Source organism: Burkholderia sp. BCC0506, from assembly GCF_902833145.1.
In the GTDB taxonomy this organism is placed as follows: Bacteria; Pseudomonadota; Gammaproteobacteria; order Burkholderiales; family Burkholderiaceae; genus Burkholderia.
The window spans coordinates 235,734-253,053 of record NZ_CADFEN010000004.1; the positions used below are offsets into that span (position 1 = coordinate 235,734).

Genomic DNA, 17,320 nt, shown 5'->3' on the forward strand with positions numbered 1-17,320 from the left:
GGCGGACGGCCGTCCGCGTCGCGACGGCCGGCAACTTCACGCGGGCCGCCGCCGCGCTGGGCCTGACGCCGGCGGCCGTCAGCCTGGCGATCGGGCAGCTGGAAGGCCAGCTCGGCGTGAAGCTCTTCAACCGCAGCACGCTCGTCGAGGTGCTGCCCGGCGCGTGCCGGACGCTGCTGCCGATGTGGCTGTATTACGTGAACCGCAAGCACGTGCCGGCCAAGCTGCGCGCGTTCATCGACGTGCTGCGCGAGCGGAAAGGCGCGGGCGTGGCGTAATCGAGGGCGCTCGCTGCAGCAATCGATTCGGCGGGGCATGATGGCGGCTCCAGCCACGAAGCCACGGAGTCGCGTCATGACGGCATTCCCGTATTTCCCGATTCGAACCCTTTTGATGGCCACGGCGCTGGGCGCTGTCGCGCTCGCTGGCGTGCCTGCCATCGGCCAGACGTCGACGTCGACCGTACCGGTCGGCTCGGCCGCCGCGACCCCCGACAATGCGGTCCTGCTGACGGTTTTCCTGAAACACGACCAGTCCCGCCCGCTCGCCGAATTGAATGCGCAACTCGCGAAGCAGGGTTTCTACAAGGCGTTTCCGCCGCCGGGCGTCGAAGTCGTGAGCTGGACCGTGACGATGGGGATCGGGCAGATCGTCGTGCTGCGGCTGCCGGCGTCGAGGCTGCGCGAGGTCAATCGCGTGCTCGAGGATACGGCCTGGGGCGCGTACCGGACGGAGTTCTATCCGACTTACGACTACAAGGCGATCGGGTTGGGGGAGCACGAGCGGGCGAAGTGACGAGCGAGTCGTGCCGTCGTGCATCGCACTGCACGAGCACTGGTCGCGGCCGATGGGGGCGGCGCGCCGGTCATCCTGACCGGCGTCCGGATGATCACTCGGCCTACGCGATTCAGGGCATCCGGCCCGCGAAGCCAGGGTATCGGTCGAGTCACGACGCCGCGCGCAGCTCGGCCGGATCGAGGAAAAAGTCGCGGTTGTCCGCCATGCGCTCGACCATGAAGTCGATGAACGTCCGCACGCGCTGCGGCTGTTCCGTTCGATGCCTGTAGTAGATGTAGATCATCCCGTATTCGGACACATGTTGCGTCAGCAACGGAACGAGCCGGCCGCTGCGGATATGCGGCGCCGCGTTGAAGCTGCCCAACTGCCCGATGCCGAGCCCCGACAGCACCGCCTGCGTTTCCATTTCGGTGTCGTTCACGCAGATCGCGGCGGGGACGTCGCGATAGACGATCTCGTCGCCGAGACGGAACTGCCATTGCGCGAGCTTGCCGGTGTTCGCGCGCCGGTAGCCGGTGCAGCGATGCCCGGCCAGCTCGTCGATAGTCCGCGGCGCGCCGTTGCGCTCGATATAGTCCGGCGATGCGCACACGATCAGTTGAATCGGCAGCAGCCGGCGTGCGATCGAGCCGCCGGAAGGCGGATGGCCGCCGCGGAATCCGACGTCGGACCGGTCGGCGACGAGGTCGGTGAACTGATCGTCGAGCTGCACCTCGAGCTGCACGTTCGGATAGCGCTTCTGGAATGCCTCGAAATGCGGCCACAGGACCGGGAGGCCGAGCGCGCGCGGCGCGCTCACGCGCAGCACGCCGCCGAGGTCCTCCGTCGAGCGCCGCGCGTCGTCGAGCGCGGACGACAGCATCTCCAGCGCCGGCTTCACGTTGTCGAGCAGGCGCTGGCCTTCCTCGGTCAGGCTCAGCTTGCGGGTCGTGCGGTGAAAGAGCCGAACGCCCAGCTCCTTCTCCAGCTGCATCACCGCATGGCTCGCGGCCTGCGGCGAGATGCGCTGGTCGACCGCCGCGCTACGCAGGCTGCCGAGCGTGGCAGCGCGGACGAACGTCGTGATCGCGCGGATTCCGTTCATTGCCGTGCTCCGTATTCGCAAATAAAAGTTGATTATCACGCAAGGATAAGGCATCTAGTTCGTGTCAATCGTCGCGCCTACCATGGACTCACCTCATCACACACGTGGAGAAACATCATGGAAGGCAATCGGCAAGGCGGTTTCAAGCGCGTCTGGTTCATCACCGGCGCGTCGCGCGGGATCGGCGCATTGATCGCGCAGGCGGCGCTCGAGGACGGCAACGCGGTCGTGGCCGCGGGGCGCAACGTAGCGGCGATCGTCGAGCGGCTCGGCGAGCGGGCGGCATTGCTGCCGGTTCAACTGGACGTGACGAACGAGGCCCATGCGCGGGCGGCCGTGCAGGCGGCGATCGACACGTTCGGCCGCATCGACGTCCTGGTCAACAACGCCGGCTTCGGCCTGCTGGGTGCGGTGGAAGAGTCGGCCGACGCGGACGTGCGCCGGATGTACGACACGAACGTGTTCGGCTTGCTGAACGTCACGCGTGCCGTCCTGCCCGCGATGCGCGCGCATCGCTCGGGGCACGTGATCAACATTTCGTCGATCGGCGGCTATCGGGCCGCGCCCGGCTTCGGCGTGTACTCGTCGACGAAGTTCGCGGTCGAAGGGATCACGGAGGCGCTGCACGCGGAATTGAAGCCGCTGGGCATTCACGCGACGGTCGTCGAGCCCGGCTACTTCCGGACGGACTTCCTCGATGCATCTTCGCTGCTGGTCGCGCCGCACGTCATCGACGATTACGACGCAACCTCGGGCGCGGTGCGTCGCCGGGCCGCGGACCTGAATCACAACCAGCCGGGCGACCCGACGAAGCTCGCGGCCGCGATGATCGCGCTGGTCGACGCGACGGACCCGCCGTTGCGCCTTCCGCTCGGCACCGACACGCTGGCGGCGATTGCGGCGAAAAACGCGTACGTGACGCAGGAAACGGAAACGTGGCGGGCGCTGTCGAGTTCGACCGACTTCGCGGCCTGATGACGAAGCAGGCGGCTCGGCACCTGCCCGGTGCCGGGCGGCCCGGACGATCGGCCGGGCCGGGCCAGGCCGCCTCGCGCGTGCGACCGCCGGCGTTTCGTCCCCATTCCCGCAAACCGCGCCTGCTCGCGGTTTTGCGCTCGCTCGCGTCGGCCGGCCGGGAGAATTTTTCCCGAATCAGCGATTCACCCTTCGTCCGATGAAAAAATGGCACCGGTTCCCGGTATCATGCGCACCTTGCGTTGGTAGACGCATTTGTTTCTTTATGCGTTTTTGATGTGCGAGATCCCACAAATCCGCACAAAGCCGACGTGAAAGATTCTGTAATATAAATTCCGTATACTCGTAAGTTCTGATCCAGGCGCCACGAGACCGTCTTCGGCCGGCCGCCCACGCAGAACAACCAGACAGGTCGCCGCCGGGCCAACCCGCGCCGCGACACGCTATGCACCACCACTGAACACGTTATGTCTTCCCGCCACTCTGGTTCGCCCGGCCGCGCCGAGGCGGTGATCGCCCGTGCCCGGGCGCTGATCCGCAACGAGCGCGTGCTGTCGCCGCTGCTCGCGCTCGGCATCGGCCTGCTGCTGATCGTGGTTTTCCAGCATCTGTCGGAATCCGTCGACTACCGGTCGGTGATCCGCCAGTTGCGTCACATGTCCATCGCCGAGTGGGGCGCGTCGCTCGCCGCGACGGCCCTCAGCTATCTCGCGCTCGTCGCCCGCGATGCGGTTGGCCTGCGCTACGTCGCCGCCAAAGTACCGCGTGTCGCGCTGTGGATCGGCGCGATTGCCGGTTCCGCGCTCGGCAATGCGACCGGCTTCGGCGCGCTGACCGGCGGCGCGGTGCGCGCCCGCGTGTACGGCGTGTCGGGCGTCACGCCCGCCCAGATCGGCCGGATGACGGTGTTTACGAGCGGCACGCTGGCGCTGGCGATGGTGTTGATGACGGCGGTCGGCATGGTCTGCGTGCCGGAGGCGCTCGCCGCGATGCTGCACGTCGCGCCCGGCGTGCTCGTGTGGACGGGCGCCGCGTTGCTCGTCGTGCTCGCCGCGCTGGTCATGCTGTGCGGCAGCACCGCGCGCCCGGTCGTCACGCGCTTCAAATGGCTGTCGTTCGACGTGCCGGCGCGGCGCGATCTCGTCGCGCAGGTCGTCTACGCGGTGCTCGACGTCATCGCCGCGGGCCTGACGCTGTGGGTGTTGCTGCCGGCCGCGCCGGTCGGCTTCCCGACCTTCATCACCGTCTACGCGGCCGCGTTGCTGCTCGGGATGATCGGCCATACGCCGGGCGGGATCGGCGTGTTCGAAGCGGCGATGGTCTTCACGCTCGGCCGCGAAGTGCCCGCGCACGCGATGGTTGCCGCGCTGATCGCGTATCGCGCGATCTATTTCGGCGTGCCGCTCGTGCTGTCGGCCGGCCTGCTGGCCGGTTTCGAGGGCCGCGCGCTGCGGCGCCGGCTCGTGACGCGGCAGGCCGTGCGCGTGTCGCAGCTCGCGCCGGTGTTCCTGAGCCTCGTGACGTTCGCGGTCGGCGGGATGCTCGTGATTTCGAGCGCGACGCCCGCGTTCTGGCACCGGATCGCGATCCTGCGCCACATCGTGCCGCTGTGGGTGCTCGAAGGTTCGCAGGTGATCTGCAGCGTGCTCGGCGTCGCGCTGCTGTTCGTCGCGCGCGGGCTGCTGCGCCGGCTCGACGGCGCGTGGTGGATGACCTTCGCCTTGACGCTCGCGAGCCTCGCGCTGTCGCTCGCCAAGGGCCTCGCGTTCGTCGAGGCCGGCGTGCTCGGGACGCTGCTCGTGCTGCTGCTCGTCAGCCGCCGCCGCTTCAACCGTCATTCGTCGCTGCTCGCCGAGCGCTTCACGGTGAGCTGGTTCGTGTCGGTCGCGATGGTGCTGATGCTGGCCGTGTGGGTGCTGTTCTTCGCGTTCCGCGACGTGCCTTACACGCGCGAACTGTGGTCGCATTTCTCGTTCGATGCGCGCGCGCCGCGGGCGCTGCGCGCGACGCTCGCCGCCGGCGTGTTCGTCGCGCTGTTCGCGCTGTGGCAATTGCTGCGCCCGGCGCCCGGGCGTTTCGTGAAGCCCGCCGAGCAGGACCTGATCGACGCGGAGCAGATCATCCGCGCGCAGGAATGCAGCGACGCGGGCCTCGCGCTGATGGGCGACAAGTCGTTCCTGTTCTCGGAGTCGCGTCGCGCGTTCCTGATGTACGCGAAGAACGGCCGCACGTGGGCCGCGCTGCACGACCCGGTCGGGCCGCGCGAAGAGTGGCCGGGCCTGATCAGCAAGTTCATTGCGCTCGCGCATGCGCACAGCGGCCGCGCGGCGTTCTACCAGGTGCGCGCGAACGCGCTGCCGCTGTATCTCGACGCGGGGCTCACGCTGATGAAGCTGGGCGAGGAAGCGCATATCGCGCTCGACCAGTTCGACCTCAAGGGATCGAACCGTTCGCACCTGCGCTACGCGCTGCGCCGCGGCGACAAGGATGCGCTGACGGTCGAGGTGATCGCGCCGGCCGACGTGCCGGCCGCGCTGCCGGCGCTGCGCGACATCTCCGACGGCTGGCTCGACAGCCGCGATGCGCGCGAGAAGAGCTTTTCGGTGGCCGCATTTCACGACGGCTATCTCGCGACGCAGTCGGTGATGCTGGTGCGGCAGGCCGACAAGCCGATCGCGTTCGTCACGTTCATGACGACCGACCTCAACACCGAGGCGACGGTCGGCGTGATGCGCCATCTGCCGGACGCTTCGCCGTACGCGATGGAGTACCTGTTTACGCAGCTCGCGCTGCATCTGAAGGAAGCGGGGTTCCGCAAGCTCAGCCTGGGTATCGCGCCGTTCTCGGGGATGGGGGCGGCGAAGATGCCGTCGCCGTTCCACCGGCTCGGCCTGATGGTCTGGCGCTTCGGCGGCCGCTTCTACAACTTCCGCGGCTTGCGCGCTTTCAAGAGCAAGTTCGAACCGCACTGGGAGCCGCGTTATCTCGCGGCCTCGGGCTCGGTCGGCGTGTTCGTCACGCTTGCGGATCTGTCATTGCTGGCTGGAGGTCGGCGTTCATGATGTCGAAGAAGGGAATCGCGCGGGCGGCAGCCGCCTGCGCGGGAATGATGCTGGCCGCCGCCGCGTGCGCCGCGCAGCCGGCCGCGGTGAAAGCCGAAACCGTGTCCGGCGGCCGCTACGGGCCCGTGACCGTGACCAAGCCGAGCGGGCCGCTGCGCGGTTTCGTCGTGCTGTTCTCGCGCGAGGCCGGCTGGAGCGCCGCCGATCAGCAAGCGGCCGACGCGCTCGCGAAAGCCGGTGCGATGACGGTCGGCGTCGATTCCGAGCGTTACGCGGCGACGCTCGCCGCGAAGCAGGAGGCCTGCCACCACCTCGACGGCGACGCCGAGGCGGTCAGCCATCAGCTCGAACGTCTCGCGCAGTCGTCGCGCTATTTCACGCCGATCGTCGCGGGTGTAGGCCAGGGCGGCGCGATCGCGAAGCAGATCCTGTCGATGGCGCCGGAGAACACGATCGCCGGCGTCGTCGCGGTCGGCCCGGCCGCGAAGCTCGATCCGCGCTTCAAGCCGTGCCCGCCCGATCCGACGATCGTGCGCCGCGCGATGCCGGGCTTCGTCGACACGGCTGCCGCGGGCGACACCGCGAAGCTCGTATCGCTCGTCACGTCGCACCTGCGCGACACCAGCAGCAGCGACGAGCTCGACGTGTCGGATCTGCCGCTCGTCGAGCTGCCGGCCAAGGGCGGCAGCGACCGGCTCGCGATCGTGATCTCGGGCGACGGCGGCTGGCGCGATCTCGACAAGACGATCGCCGAGGCGCTGCAGCGCGACGGCGTGTCGGTGGTCGGCATCGACAGCCTGCGTTATTTCTGGAGCGAGAAGCCGCCGGCCCAGGTGAGCCGCGATCTCGCCCGCGTGATGCGCACCTACATGGCGCGCTGGCATGCGAGCCGCGTGGCGCTGGTCGGCTATTCGTTCGGCGCCGACGTGATGCCGTTCGCGTACAACCGGCTGCCGGCCGACCTGCGCGACAAGGTGGCGGTGATGTCGCTGCTCGGTTTCGCGCCGTCGGCCGATTTCCAGATCCGCGTGACGGGCTGGCTCGGCATGCCCGCGAGCGACAAGGCGCTGAAGGTCGCGCCGGAAATCGCGAAGGTGCCGCCGACGCTCGTGCAGTGCTTCTACGGCGCGGAAGAGAAGGACACGATGTGCCCGGCGCTCGCGAACACGGGCGCCGACGTGATCAAGACGCAAGGCGATCACCACTTCGGCCGCGACTACATCGCGCTCGAGAAGAAGATCCTCGGCGCGTTCGGCAAGCCGGCCGCGGCGCGCTGAACGCCGGCGGCGGCCGCGGGACGGCGGGCGCCGGCCGGTTTGCTTCCGGTTCATCGTGCGGGCGGCCAGCGAGCCGCCCGTTTCATTTTCCTGCCCGCGCTGCCGTGTCCCGCGGCGAGATGACCGTGGGCGCCGTCATGCGTCGACGACGAGCACCGGATCGAGCGCGCGGATGCGCTGGTCGATGAAGTAGCCGCCGCCTTCCTGGTAGCGCAGGAACAGGCGGCCGCACGTGCGGCAGCGGCTGACGTTGCAGCGGTTGTACGGGAAATGACGCAGCGCGATCGGCGCGTCGTCCGACGCATAGCGCGTGCCGGCCGGATGATATTCCGCGTAGGTCGGCTCGGCCTCGCCCGGCGGCGCGAGCGTGGCCACTTCGATCAGTTGCGTGTCCGGCAGCGACAGCGGCAGGGTCGTCCAGCCGGCGAGCGAGGTCTTCGTGCACGTGCACGGCTGCGTGGCATGCGCCGCTTCGGCCGTCAGTTTCAGCAGCGCATCGTGATCGAGGTAAGGCAGTGGGCTCATGGGCGATCGGGAAAGGGCGGCAAGACCTGCAATGTAACCCGCGCGCGGCTCGGCTCGGGTATTGACGTGCGGCGGTCGATGCCGCGCGGCACGTGGCGTGCGAGGTGCCGCACGGCGCGGGACCGACCGAGACGCCGTGCGCGCGGGCGGGTCGACGCGGCCGTCGCGGCGCTCGCGGCGATCATGGTGCGCGACGCGAGCCCACGGAATTGCGTCGCATTCAGCTGCGCGGGCGAGTGAATACGTGCCGTGTGCGGGTTGTTCGGATTGCGTGACCAAGCGTTTTATGGTCTCGTTGCGGGATATCGCATCGACTCGAAAAAGGACAGTCGAATGCAGCCGGGCGATTCACGCGGGGTCCGATTGATCAGGGGAATCGGCATACGCACACGCGTCCGTGGCGTCGTGCGCACGCTGCTTATCATACTGACGTTTGGCTTACTTGCGCCCGTTCCGCCGGCCTTCGCCGCCTCTCCCGAAACCGTCAACGACAACGTGCTGCGCGTGCTGGCCTGGCCCGGTTATGCGGATAGCGATATCGTCAGCGCATTCGAGGCGCAGTTTCATGTGCGCGTCGAGGTGACGCTGGTCGATTCCGACGAAGCGCTGTGGACGCGCATGCACAGCGCATCGCCGCCGCCGTACGACGTGCTGGCCGCGAACACGGCCGAGATCCAGCGCTATGTGCATGAACGCCTGCTCGCGCCGATCGACCTGTCGCGCATCCCGAACCGGCGGCGGCAATTGGCGAGTTTCCAGCAGCTCGCGACGATCGGCGGGCTCGTGCAGGACGGCGCGTCCTATGCGATTCCGTTCACGTATTCGTCGATGGGGCTGATCTACGACCGCAAGCAGGTGCCGGGCGCGCCGCACTCGATGCGCGAGCTGTGGAATCCGCGCTATCGCGGCAAGGTGCTCGACTTCAACAGCGCGCAGCACAATTTCTCGTTCACGGCGCTGGCGCTCGGCTATCCCGATCCGTTCCGCCTTTCGCCCGCGCAGACGCTTGCCGTCGCGCGCAAGCTGATCGACCTGCGCCGCAACCTGCTGACGTACTACACGCTTCCTGAAGAGGCGACCGCGCTGTTCGTCCAGCATCGCGCGGCGCTGATGTTCGGCAACTACGGCACGCAGCAGGTCGAGCAGTTGCGGCGCGCCGGCGCGGACGTCGGCTACGTGATCCCGGATGAAGGCGCGCTCGCGTGGCTCGACTGCTGGGCCGTCACGCGCGGCGCGCCACGTCCCGAGCTCGCGTTCGCGTGGATCGACTACATGCTCGAACCGGCGATCGGCACGCTGCTGACCGAGCGTCAGGGGCTGGCGAACACGCTCGAGCCGCCGCGCGGCCTGGATGCCGGGCGCCAGCATCTCGTATGGATTCAGCCCGTGGAGGACATCGCGCGCCGCGAGTCGCTGTGGAGCCGCATCGTGTCGGGCGATCGCCCGGAGCGGTTCGGAAAATGATCCGGCTCGGGCTCACGTCGAAGCTGTCGGTCCTGTTCGCGTGCATCGGCGTGATCGCGTCCGGCACGACCGGTTACTACGCGTATCGCGCCAACCGCGCGATGCTCGTGCAGGAAGCGCAGCACAGTCTGCTGATGTCGACGCAACTGCTCGGGCAGCGCTTCACGACCGCACTGGCCGACGTTGCCGACGATGCGCTCGTGCTCGCGCAGTTGCCGTCGTCCGCGTTCGTCGCGGGTGGCGACAAGCCGGACGACGCGCGCCGCAGGCGGCTCGAGCAGGTGTATTACAGCTTCATGCGCAATCACGCCGAATACCTGCAGATCCGCCTGATCGCGAGCGGTCATTTCGGACTCGAACGCATTCGCCTCGATCGCGATGCGCGCGGCATCGTCGTGCTGCCCGACAGCGCGCTGCAGGAAAAAGGGCAGTTTTCCTACGTATTCGACACGCTCGCGATGGCGCCCGGCCACATCTATCTGTCGCCGATCGTGATCAATCACGAGACGGGATCGCACGCGGCGGAAGGGCAGCCGATCCTGCGCGTCGGGACGCCGGTGGTCGACGCGGCGGGCCGGACGGTCGGCGCGCTCGTCGTCGATGTCGAGCTGTCGCGCGTGTTCGACCGGCTCGAACGCGATCTGCCGGACGACTATGCGGTCTATCTCGCGAACGAGTGGGGCGATTTTCTCGTGCATCCCGACCCGGAACAGACGTTCGGGTTCGATCGCGGCCGGCGCGTGCTGATGCAGGACCGCTTCGCCGTCACGCGCGCGCTGTTCGACAGCGGGCGCACGAACGTGACGCTCAATGGTCTCGCGCAGCCCGACGAGGCGCCGGGCCAGATGTTCGCGTTCGTGCGCACGCCGTTCGGGCACGACGAGGGCAACCGCTTCGTCGTGCTCGGGATGGCCCGCCCGCTGGCCGATGTGCTCGCGCCGGCCGGCACGCTGGGCGGACGGATCGTCAGGATGGTGCTCGTATCGAGCGTGCTGGCGGTGATTCTCGCGATCCTGTTCGCACGCGCGATCACGCGGCCGTTGCAGACGCTCGCGCGCGCCGCGACGCACGTGTTCGACGACCCGGCCGCCGAACGGTTGCCGGTCGCGCGGGCCGACGAGATCGGCGTGCTCGCGCGCTGTTTCGACAGCATGCGCGTCGAGATCCGCACGCAGGTGGCGATGCTGCGCGCGAAGCAGCAGGAGCTCACGCACCTCGCCGGCCACGATCCGCTGACCGGCCTGCCGAACCGCCTGCTGTTCATGGAGCATCTCGATGCCGCGATCCGGCATGCGGCCGCCGTGAGCGAAGGGTTGGCCGTGATGTTCGTCGACCTCGACCGCTTCAAGCAGATCAACGACCGGCACGGGCATTCGGCCGGCGATCGCACGCTCGTCGCGGTCGCGAAGCGGTTGAGCCACGTGCTGCGCAGCGGCGACATGGTGGCACGGCTCGGCGGCGACGAATTCGTCGTGCTGATCTCGGACGTGCGTTCGCCGGCGGTAATCGGCGATGTGGCGTCGCGCATCCAGATCGTGATGGCCGAGGAGCTCGAGTTCGACGAAGGGCGCATGGCCGTCGGCGCGAGCATCGGCGTCAGCGAGTTTCCGGCGGATGGCGCGTCGGCCGAGGAATTGCTCGTCAAGGCCGACGCGGCGATGTACGCGGCGAAGGCGTCCGCGCAGTGCGTGTGCGTGCGCTATCAGGATCTGGTTCGCGGCGGCACGCCTGACGAGACCGGCCGTGTCGCGTCCGGCGGCAGCCGCTGACGCACGCCGGAAACGCGACGAGCCCGTCGCCGGACGGGCTCGTCGCAGGTGCGAACTGCGCGCGCGGGGCGCGCAGCGGCACGCTTAGTGGCCGAAGTAGACCGAGTCGCGCGCGGTCTGCGCCCGGAGGGCCGGCGCGCCGCTCTCGACGGTCGCGGCCGGTTGCGAACCGTAACCGCTGTTGTCGATGCCGTGCACGCGGGCTTGCGCGGCCTGGATGTCGGCCGGGTAATACGGGCTCGACTGGCTGGGCTTGTAGCCGGCGTTTTCGAGCTGGACCAGTTCATTGCGCACCTGCGCGCGGGTCACGGTGCTTTGTGCGAATGCGCCGAACGACGCGGACAGGGCGACGGCGGCGGCGACTGCGGAAACGAGCGATTTCATGATGACCTCCGATGTTTGTTTGGCTTTCCGCGTTCGACACCACGTCGTAAGCGGTTGATCACATCGTAGGCGTCGCTCGACCTAGGGTAAACGTGAGTTTGAGTGAAAGATCGTTGCGTTGAAGGTAATAATTTCGAGACAAACGTCTTCTGTCCCCATGCGGTATTGCGGGGATCGCGGGCAATGGCGGGAGGCGGGATGTTACGCGCGGCCACGCGCCCGGCGGCACAAGGCCGGTGAAGGTGGCGCGGCGGACGGGCGGGCTGCGGACGGGCGGATCAGACCCCGTCGTCGTCGATTTCCTTGCGCTCGCGGCGCTCCTCGTTGCCGCGACGCGCGCGCAGACGCTGGCGCGACAGGACGGCGATCACCTGCTGGGTCGGCGCGCCGGACGGCAGCTCGTTGCGGATGCGATCGGGCACCATCGGCAGGCCCGCGCGCTGCCGGCGCAGCGCCTTGGCGATCGCCCGACGGCATTCGTCGCCGTGGCAATCCCATTCATCGCGGATTCTCTGGCAATAACGGCATTGTTCCATCCGAGTAGTCTAACGCGTCTTCGGGAATGGAGCAGGGCGCGGCGCCGGAAGGGTGCGACGGCTGCAGGTGCAGACTCGGGTCGTTGAATCGGAATGCGAACCAACCGAGCCGGCGTCGCTCTCTCGCACTACAGTTCCGTTCCCCGTCCTTGTCCCTACGGATTCCTCGCACGGGGACGGGGCCGGCACGCGTTGTCGGTGCGACCGGAATCTTGTCTGCGCGCATGCCGGGTGCATGACCGCCGCATCGGGTTCAATATAATTCAAGAAGATCGGTTGCATCATGCGCAACATACATACCCTGAACGAGGAAACCCGATGACTCTTGCCCAGTTGCAGGCCCTGGCTGCCGTGGTCGAACTCGGCTCGCTGACGGCCGCGGCGGACCGGCTCAGCCGCAGTCAATCCGCGATCAGCCACGCGCTGACGGAGCTGGAGGACATCACCCAGGTCAAACTGCTCTGGCGCGACCGGCAGCCGGTCGTCCTGACGGCTGCCGGCGAACGTCTGTGGCCGTATGTCCAGAGCGTGGTACGGGAAGCACAGATGCTGCGCCAGCAGTTCAGCCTGTCGCGCGGCAAGCTCGAAGGGAAGCTGGTGGTCGCGTCGCTGCCGAGCGTGTCGCTCGCGTTCGTCGTTCCCGCGCTCGAGGCGTTGAAGGAGATGCACCCGGGCGTGTCGGCGGTGCTGCTCGAGGGCACGGACAGCGAAGTCGAAGGGTGGATCGACGACGGGACGGCCGACGTCGGCGTGGTGGCCGGTACGAAAACGTTCGCGCACAACCTGCCGCTGCTCGACGAGGACTTCGTCGCCGTGGCGGCCGACGACATGTTCGCCGGCCGCAAGAGCATATCGGCCAGACAGTTGGCCGCGGCGCCGTTCATCTTCTCGAAGGCGGGGTGCGGGCCGGTGATCGCGGATTACTTCGCGCGCGGCGGCGTACCGCTTCGGGCCGCATTCAACGTGGTCGAGATGCGCACGATCCTGTCGATGGCGGAGGCCGGCATGGGCGTATCGATCGTGCCGCGCATCACGCTCACGTACACGCCGTTCGGCGGCCGCGTGCTGGCCTTGTCGCCGCGGCTGCATCGCTCCGTGCGGCTGGCATGGAATACCGCCGGCAACGCGGTCACCGACGCGTTCGTGCGGCTCGTCGACGCGCAACGTCCGAAGGCGGAAAAGACGGCCCGGATGCGCGCGAAAAAGGGCAAGTAGCGACCGACGGGCACGATGAGCGGCGCTCATGATGGGCTTGCAGTTTATTCATGACGATGACGGCCGAGATGCAATACATTGTTCGGACCTCGTCGTCGTTTTACTGAAGGAGCGTGCCGTGCCGGCCTTGCCCACCTTGTTTGCGTTCGGACTCGTGTCGCTCGGCATGGTGCTGACGCCCGGCCCCAACATGATCTATCTGGTGTCGCGCTCGATCTGCCAGGGACGCCGTGCCGGGCTGGTGTCGCTCGCCGGTGTCGCGCTGGGCTTCGTGTTCTACATGGTGTGCGCGGCAGCGGGCATCACCGCGCTGGTGATGACCGTGCCGTATGCATACGATGCGCTGCGCGTTGCCGGTGCGCTGTATCTGGCGTACCTGGCGTGGCAGGCGCTGAAGCCGGGCGGGCGCTCCGCGTTCCAGGTCCGGCAGTTGCCGCACGACAGCCGCGCCAGGCTGTTTACGATGGGCTTCGTCACGAATCTCGCGAACCCGAAGATCGCGGTGATGTATCTGTCGTTGCTGCCGCAGTTCATTGTCCCGGGGCACGGTAGCGTGCTCGCGCAATCGCTGGCGCTCGGCTGCGTGCAGATCGCGGTGAGCGTCAGCGTCAATGCGCTGATCGCGTGCGCGGCCGGTTCGATCGCGGGCTTCCTCGCGGGGCGGCCGCTGTGGGCGGCGGTTCAGCGCTGGCTGATGGGGACGGTGCTGGCCGGGTTGGCCGTGCGAATCGCACTGGAATCGCGAAGTTGACGACGGCACCGGGCATCGTCACCCGTGGCAACCACCCTCGGCCTCCTTGGCGATCCGCACGGGCTTGGCCTTGTCGCGGCGGCCGCGCGTCGCGAGCCAGCACAGGATCGAGCCGCCGCATACCATCGACGCGCCTTGCCAGAATTCGGCCGACAGCGGCGCATGCAGCAGCGTGGCGGCGAGGGCGGCGGCGAGCACCGGCGTGAAGTACGATGCGCCGACGATGACCGTCACGTTGCCGTGCATGATGCCGGTGTTCCAGGCCGCATAGCCGAAGCCGAGCGCCGACGCCGCCAGCACGAGACACACGACCGCGTGAAAACTGAACGTCATGCCGCCGCCGCCTTCGAGCGCGAACTTGATCCAGAGCACCGCGGCGACCAGCATGAAGAACGGCGTGACGCCGTTCTTGCCGTCGGCGATGCGCGCGGTCACCGTGCAATAGCCGGCCCAGATCAGCGCGCCGACGAATGCCAGCCCGTAACTCAGCGGATTGTCGGCGACGTTGCGCAGCATGCCGGCGGGATCGAGCCCCTGGTCGCCGCCGAGCACCCGGCAGATCCCGAGCATCGACAACAGGACGCCGGGCACGACCAGCAGGTTCGCGCGCTGCTGGTTGAACACGATGGCCGCGACCAGCGTCAGGCTCGGCCACAGATAGTTGACCATCGCGACTTCGATCGCTTGCCGACCGTTGGTCGCATAGCCGATCGACAACGACAGGCACACCTCGTACGACACGAACAGCAACCCGCCCCAGAACAGATAGTTCTTCGGGAATCGGCTCAGGTCGGGGAAGCCGATCGAGAACAGCAGAAGCACGGATGCCACCGTATAGATCATCGCCGCGCCGCCGGTCGCGCCGAGGCTTTCGCTGACCCCGCGAACGAGCGCGACCACCGAGGCCCATAACAACACCGCGCCGAGCCCGACGAGCGTTGCGTTGTTCTTGCGTTTCATGCTTGCTGCCTGTTTCAACATGCCAATTCGATTTCGGACGATTCGGTCGGCTCGCGCGTGTTGTCATTGCGAGCGGCGATCCAAAGAGAAAAGCGAAGATTTCGCCGGAGACGCGCATTTTACGAGGGCACAACCGTTCCGGCGATGTAGCCGGAACGGCGTGTACGATCGATTCAGTCGCGCGAACCGATCATGCGCCGTCGATGCGCGACGGTGCGCGGATTTCCGACAGCGCGTGTTCGATCGCGTCGAGCATCGCATTCCGCATCGGACCGAGCGTCGTGACAAGGGGGAAACCGGGTGTCGTCGATCGACAGATCGATCAGCGGCCAGCCGCCGGCCGCGTCGCGAATCTCAAGCCGTCGTTCATGTGGATCGACGTCGATGTCGCCATGTGCTTGTCGCGGCGCATTGGCGATGGCATCGAATGCGTTGGCGGGAGGGAGCGTGTGAAGGCAGTCTTCGAAACACATCTACGTGGACTGGGGTGCGAGGCGGGCAGTCCAACTCGCGCCGCGCCTCGTATCCGCCGACGGCAACGCATCAGGCGTCCGCCGCAGCGAGCGCCCGACGGGTCGATCACCGCTCGCGCCGCTTCTTGCTCAGCTCGATCGTCTCGAACAGTTCGTACTGCGCGGTCGGATGCTGGTCGGCGCCCGGCGCATGGTAGTAGCGCATCGTGATCGTCGTGTGGCCGCCCGGCTTGCCCGGGTCGTGGTCGAACACCGCGATCCCGTAGCCGGTACCCGTATCGCGGCGCGCGGACCAGATCGCATCCTCGAGCGCATCGGCCGGCTGGCGCACGAACGTGTTCGGTGCGGTGCCCGGCACCGGCCGGTTCGGCTTCGTGAAGACCTTCGCCTGCGCAAAGCCGGTCGACGGGTTTTCGCCGTACACGTCGAGCGGCGCGCTGGTGCCGCCGCCGCCGAGGATCAGATGGATCGTGCCGTGGCTCGTGTCGAACGTCGTCCGATTCGGATCGTTCGATCCGACCGGACGCGGCTGCAGCGTCTCGACCACTTCGCCGGTCTTCGCATCGACGCCCGCGCGGTGATTGCAGCCGCGCACCGGGTAGCTGCGCTCGTAGTCGTGATCGTGGCCGCACAGCACGAGATCGACGCCGTAACGGTCGAACAGCGGCAGCCATGCTTCGCGAATGCCCTTGTCGGAACCGTTGCCCGTCTTCGACGAACTGAGTGCATCCTGGTGCATCTGCACGACGATCCAGTCGATGTCGTCGTCATGCGCGGCATGACGCAGCGTGCGTTCGAGCCAGCGCGTCTGCTCGCCGTTGCTGTAGCCGCGCACGTAGAACGACGTGCCGGGCTCGATCGGCGACCGGCCGGTGCTCGCGGCCGGCACGAGCGGCGCGGGGCCGCCGACGAACGCGGCGGCATCCTGATAGACGACGTCGTCGGCGTCGAGCGACACGAACAGCACGGAGCTCACGCGGAAGCTGTACCAGCGGCCCGGGAAGTGCGTGCCGTTCTCCGGCAGCGTATAGCGCGCGAGGTACGAATCGAGCCCCTGCGGACCGTTGTTGAATTCGATCTCGTGATTGCCGGGGCACGGCATCCACGGGCGATTCGCGGCCGACGTCTGGTTGTTGTTGCCGAAATCGCGCCACACCTCGGGCTGGTGCGCGGGGTTCAGGTTCGCGTAGCAGAGGTCGCCGTTCAGCAGGTGGAACAGCGGCTGGAACTGTTCGACGGCCTGCACCGCGAAGCGGCTCTGAGGCGACGACAGTACCCACGCGCCGTTCGGCGTCGCGAGATCGCCGTAGCTCGTGAAACGGAACGGCGCGCGGCCGCGCGGCGCCGTCGAAAAGGATGCGGAGAACGGCTGCGCGGCATTGCTGTCGTTGTCGGCCGTGATCTCGTAGCGATAGCGCGTATCCGGCTTGAGCCCGTGCACGCGGGCGTGGTACGTGAATACGGTCTCGCCGTTCAGGCCGTCGGTGTACAGGCGCTGGACGCCGTGCACGGTGCGCGCCGGCTCGCCGTCGGCGACGATGCGCGCGCGCGGATTGACGGCCGGGGCGAGCGACGCCCACGAGATCGCCACTTCGGACGTCGGGTCGTTGCCCCACGTCAGGTGAACCTGTTCGGGTGTGCCGTCCGGGTTCGACGCGGCGGCGCGGGCGGCCGCGAGCCCGCCGGCGGCGGTGGCGAGGCCGGAGACGCCGGCGAGTTTCAGGAAGCCGCGACGCGACACGGAGGCGGCCGGCTCGTTCGGCTGGTCGGGGAGAGTGTCCTGGTTCGACATGGTTCGGTGTTTTCGTTGATGGGGCGCGAGGGGAACCGCGCGGCCATGCGCGAGCACGGCCGGGGCATGGGCCGGAAACGAGCGGGATTCCGGTCGCCTGCATTGTCGAAGGGCAGTTTTGCCGCGTTGTGACAGTTCCGCAACCCCGCGCTTGCGGCGGCCGATACGGACGATCGCGTCGCGCGCCACCGGTGCGCTCCGACGCAGGGTCGGCCCACCGAAAAATTATTTGCCGATTCCGCGACGGATATGCCG

General features: G+C 67.8%; 15 protein-coding genes and 2 pseudogenes. 10 read left to right on the plus strand and 7 right to left on the minus strand.

Annotated elements, in window-relative coordinates:
- Window positions 1-14 precede the first annotated feature (14 nt).
- From HWX62_RS33200 to HWX62_RS11010, 3 genes and pseudogenes are all read left to right on the plus strand, one after another.
- A pseudogene (locus tag HWX62_RS33200) lies at window positions 15-128 on the plus strand (LysR family transcriptional regulator); the annotation flags it as partial.
- A 3-nt stretch (window positions 129-131) separates the two neighbouring features.
- A pseudogene (locus HWX62_RS33060) lies at window positions 132-278 on the plus strand (LysR family transcriptional regulator); the annotation flags it as partial.
- 76 nt (window positions 279-354) lie between these two features.
- On the plus strand, window positions 355-795 hold the full coding sequence (locus HWX62_RS11010) for a hypothetical protein (RefSeq protein ID WP_175928566.1): 441 nt from the start codon (window positions 355-357) through the stop codon (window positions 793-795).
- 151 nt (window positions 796-946) lie between these two features.
- Here HWX62_RS11010 and HWX62_RS11015 read toward each other — a convergent pair whose 3' ends face one another.
- On the minus strand, window positions 947-1,882 hold the full coding sequence (locus HWX62_RS11015; RefSeq protein ID WP_175928565.1) for a LysR family transcriptional regulator: 936 nt from the start codon (window positions 1,880-1,882) through the stop codon (window positions 947-949).
- A gap of 117 nt (window positions 1,883-1,999) precedes the next feature.
- On the opposite strand from HWX62_RS11015, the gene HWX62_RS11020 reads away from it, so the two are divergent.
- The 3 genes from HWX62_RS11020 (at window position 2,000) to HWX62_RS11030 (ending at window position 7,196) form a co-directional block, all read left to right on the plus strand.
- Window positions 2,000-2,857, plus strand: coding sequence for an oxidoreductase (locus tag HWX62_RS11020; RefSeq protein ID WP_175928564.1), 858 nt, complete (start codon window positions 2,000-2,002; stop codon window positions 2,855-2,857).
- Between the two features lie 467 nt (window positions 2,858-3,324).
- Window positions 3,325-5,919 carry a bifunctional lysylphosphatidylglycerol flippase/synthetase MprF gene (gene mprF / locus HWX62_RS11025; protein ID WP_175928563.1) on the plus strand — a complete coding sequence of 865 codons (2,595 nt, stop codon included), beginning with the start codon at window positions 3,325-3,327 and terminating at the stop codon, window positions 5,917-5,919.
- The gene (locus tag HWX62_RS11030) at window positions 5,916-7,196 is read left to right on the plus strand and encodes a virulence factor family protein (protein ID WP_175928562.1); all 1,281 of its coding nucleotides are present in this window, start codon (window positions 5,916-5,918) and stop codon (window positions 7,194-7,196) included. Before mprF ends, HWX62_RS11030 begins: the two co-directional genes overlap by 4 nt.
- Window positions 7,197-7,331: 135 nt before the next feature.
- Here the strand turns inward: HWX62_RS11030 and HWX62_RS11035 are convergent, their stop codons facing one another.
- The gene (locus tag HWX62_RS11035) at window positions 7,332-7,721 is read right to left on the minus strand and encodes a hypothetical protein (protein ID WP_175928561.1); all 390 of its coding nucleotides are present in this window, start codon (window positions 7,719-7,721) and stop codon (window positions 7,332-7,334) included.
- Window positions 7,722-8,054: 333 nt separating this feature from the next.
- On the opposite strand from HWX62_RS11035, the gene HWX62_RS11040 reads away from it, so the two are divergent.
- Both HWX62_RS11040 and HWX62_RS11045 read left to right on the plus strand, forming a co-directional pair.
- Entirely contained in the window at window positions 8,055-9,185 is a 1,131-nt protein-coding gene (locus HWX62_RS11040; RefSeq protein WP_175928560.1) for an extracellular solute-binding protein, read from the plus strand.
- Entirely contained in the window at window positions 9,182-10,954 is a 1,773-nt protein-coding gene (locus HWX62_RS11045) for a diguanylate cyclase (protein ID WP_175928559.1), read from the plus strand. The genes HWX62_RS11040 and HWX62_RS11045 overlap by 4 nt, the downstream gene beginning before the upstream one ends.
- 84 nt (window positions 10,955-11,038) lie before the next feature.
- Here the strand turns inward: HWX62_RS11045 and HWX62_RS11050 are convergent, their stop codons facing one another.
- Window positions 11,039-11,338, minus strand: coding sequence for a DUF4148 domain-containing protein (locus HWX62_RS11050; RefSeq protein WP_175928558.1), 300 nt, complete (start codon window positions 11,336-11,338; stop codon window positions 11,039-11,041).
- A gap of 278 nt (window positions 11,339-11,616) precedes the next feature.
- Window positions 11,617-11,874, minus strand: a complete 258-nt coding sequence (locus HWX62_RS11055; protein ID WP_006478949.1) for a hypothetical protein — start codon at window positions 11,872-11,874, stop codon at window positions 11,617-11,619.
- A 318-nt stretch (window positions 11,875-12,192) separates the two neighbouring features.
- Between HWX62_RS11055 and HWX62_RS11060 the strand changes: the two genes are divergently transcribed.
- Together HWX62_RS11060 and HWX62_RS11065 are read left to right on the plus strand one after the other, a co-directional pair.
- Window positions 12,193-13,089 carry a LysR family transcriptional regulator gene (locus tag HWX62_RS11060; RefSeq protein WP_175928557.1) on the plus strand — a complete coding sequence of 299 codons (897 nt, stop codon included), beginning with the start codon at window positions 12,193-12,195 and terminating at the stop codon, window positions 13,087-13,089.
- 118 nt (window positions 13,090-13,207) lie between these two features.
- Complete coding sequence (locus HWX62_RS11065) at window positions 13,208-13,840, plus strand: LysE family translocator (RefSeq protein WP_175928556.1); 633 nt, start codon at window positions 13,208-13,210, stop codon at window positions 13,838-13,840.
- A gap of 18 nt (window positions 13,841-13,858) precedes the next feature.
- On the opposite strand, the gene yddG is transcribed toward HWX62_RS11065, so the two are convergent.
- The 3 genes from yddG to HWX62_RS11080 all read right to left on the minus strand — a co-directional run bounded on the left by yddG (window position 13,859) and on the right by HWX62_RS11080 (window position 17,065).
- Window positions 13,859-14,800: an aromatic amino acid DMT transporter YddG gene (gene yddG, locus HWX62_RS11070; protein WP_175928555.1), complete on the minus strand. Its 942-nt coding sequence runs from the start codon at window positions 14,798-14,800 to the stop codon at window positions 13,859-13,861.
- 173 nt (window positions 14,801-14,973) lie between these two features.
- A complete protein-coding gene (locus HWX62_RS11075; RefSeq protein ID WP_244136024.1) occupies window positions 14,974-15,273 on the minus strand; it encodes a hypothetical protein in 300 nt (99 codons plus the stop codon).
- A gap of 106 nt (window positions 15,274-15,379) precedes the next feature.
- The gene (locus HWX62_RS11080) at window positions 15,380-17,065 is read right to left on the minus strand and encodes a metallophosphoesterase family protein (protein WP_175928554.1); all 1,686 of its coding nucleotides are present in this window, start codon (window positions 17,063-17,065) and stop codon (window positions 15,380-15,382) included.
- Window positions 17,066-17,320: the final 255 nt, after the last annotated feature.

What these genes read in the sequence shown, in the direction of transcription:
- yddG (WP_175928555.1), bottom strand. Translation starts at nt 14,800, where the DNA reads ATGAAACGCAAGAACAACGCAACGCTCGTCGGGCTCGGCGCGGTGTTG.
- HWX62_RS11075 (WP_244136024.1), bottom strand. Translation starts at nt 15,273, where the DNA reads ATGTGTTTCGAAGACTGCCTTCACACGCTCCCTCCCGCCAACGCATTC.
- HWX62_RS11055 (WP_006478949.1), bottom strand. Translation starts at nt 11,874, where the DNA reads ATGGAACAATGCCGTTATTGCCAGAGAATCCGCGATGAATGGGATTGC.
- HWX62_RS11080 (WP_175928554.1), bottom strand. Translation starts at nt 17,065, where the DNA reads ATGTCGAACCAGGACACTCTCCCCGACCAGCCGAACGAGCCGGCCGCC.
- HWX62_RS11010 (WP_175928566.1), top strand. Translation starts at nt 355, where the DNA reads ATGACGGCATTCCCGTATTTCCCGATTCGAACCCTTTTGATGGCCACG.
- HWX62_RS11040 (WP_175928560.1), top strand. Translation starts at nt 8,055, where the DNA reads ATGCAGCCGGGCGATTCACGCGGGGTCCGATTGATCAGGGGAATCGGC.
- HWX62_RS11030 (WP_175928562.1), top strand. Translation starts at nt 5,916, where the DNA reads ATGATGTCGAAGAAGGGAATCGCGCGGGCGGCAGCCGCCTGCGCGGGA.
- HWX62_RS11015 (WP_175928565.1), bottom strand. Translation starts at nt 1,882, where the DNA reads ATGAACGGAATCCGCGCGATCACGACGTTCGTCCGCGCTGCCACGCTC.
- HWX62_RS11020 (WP_175928564.1), top strand. Translation starts at nt 2,000, where the DNA reads ATGGAAGGCAATCGGCAAGGCGGTTTCAAGCGCGTCTGGTTCATCACC.
- HWX62_RS11045 (WP_175928559.1), top strand. Translation starts at nt 9,182, where the DNA reads ATGATCCGGCTCGGGCTCACGTCGAAGCTGTCGGTCCTGTTCGCGTGC.
- mprF (WP_175928563.1), top strand. Translation starts at nt 3,325, where the DNA reads ATGTCTTCCCGCCACTCTGGTTCGCCCGGCCGCGCCGAGGCGGTGATC.
- HWX62_RS11035 (WP_175928561.1), bottom strand. Translation starts at nt 7,721, where the DNA reads ATGAGCCCACTGCCTTACCTCGATCACGATGCGCTGCTGAAACTGACG.
- HWX62_RS11050 (WP_175928558.1), bottom strand. Translation starts at nt 11,338, where the DNA reads ATGAAATCGCTCGTTTCCGCAGTCGCCGCCGCCGTCGCCCTGTCCGCG.
- HWX62_RS11060 (WP_175928557.1), top strand. Translation starts at nt 12,193, where the DNA reads ATGACTCTTGCCCAGTTGCAGGCCCTGGCTGCCGTGGTCGAACTCGGC.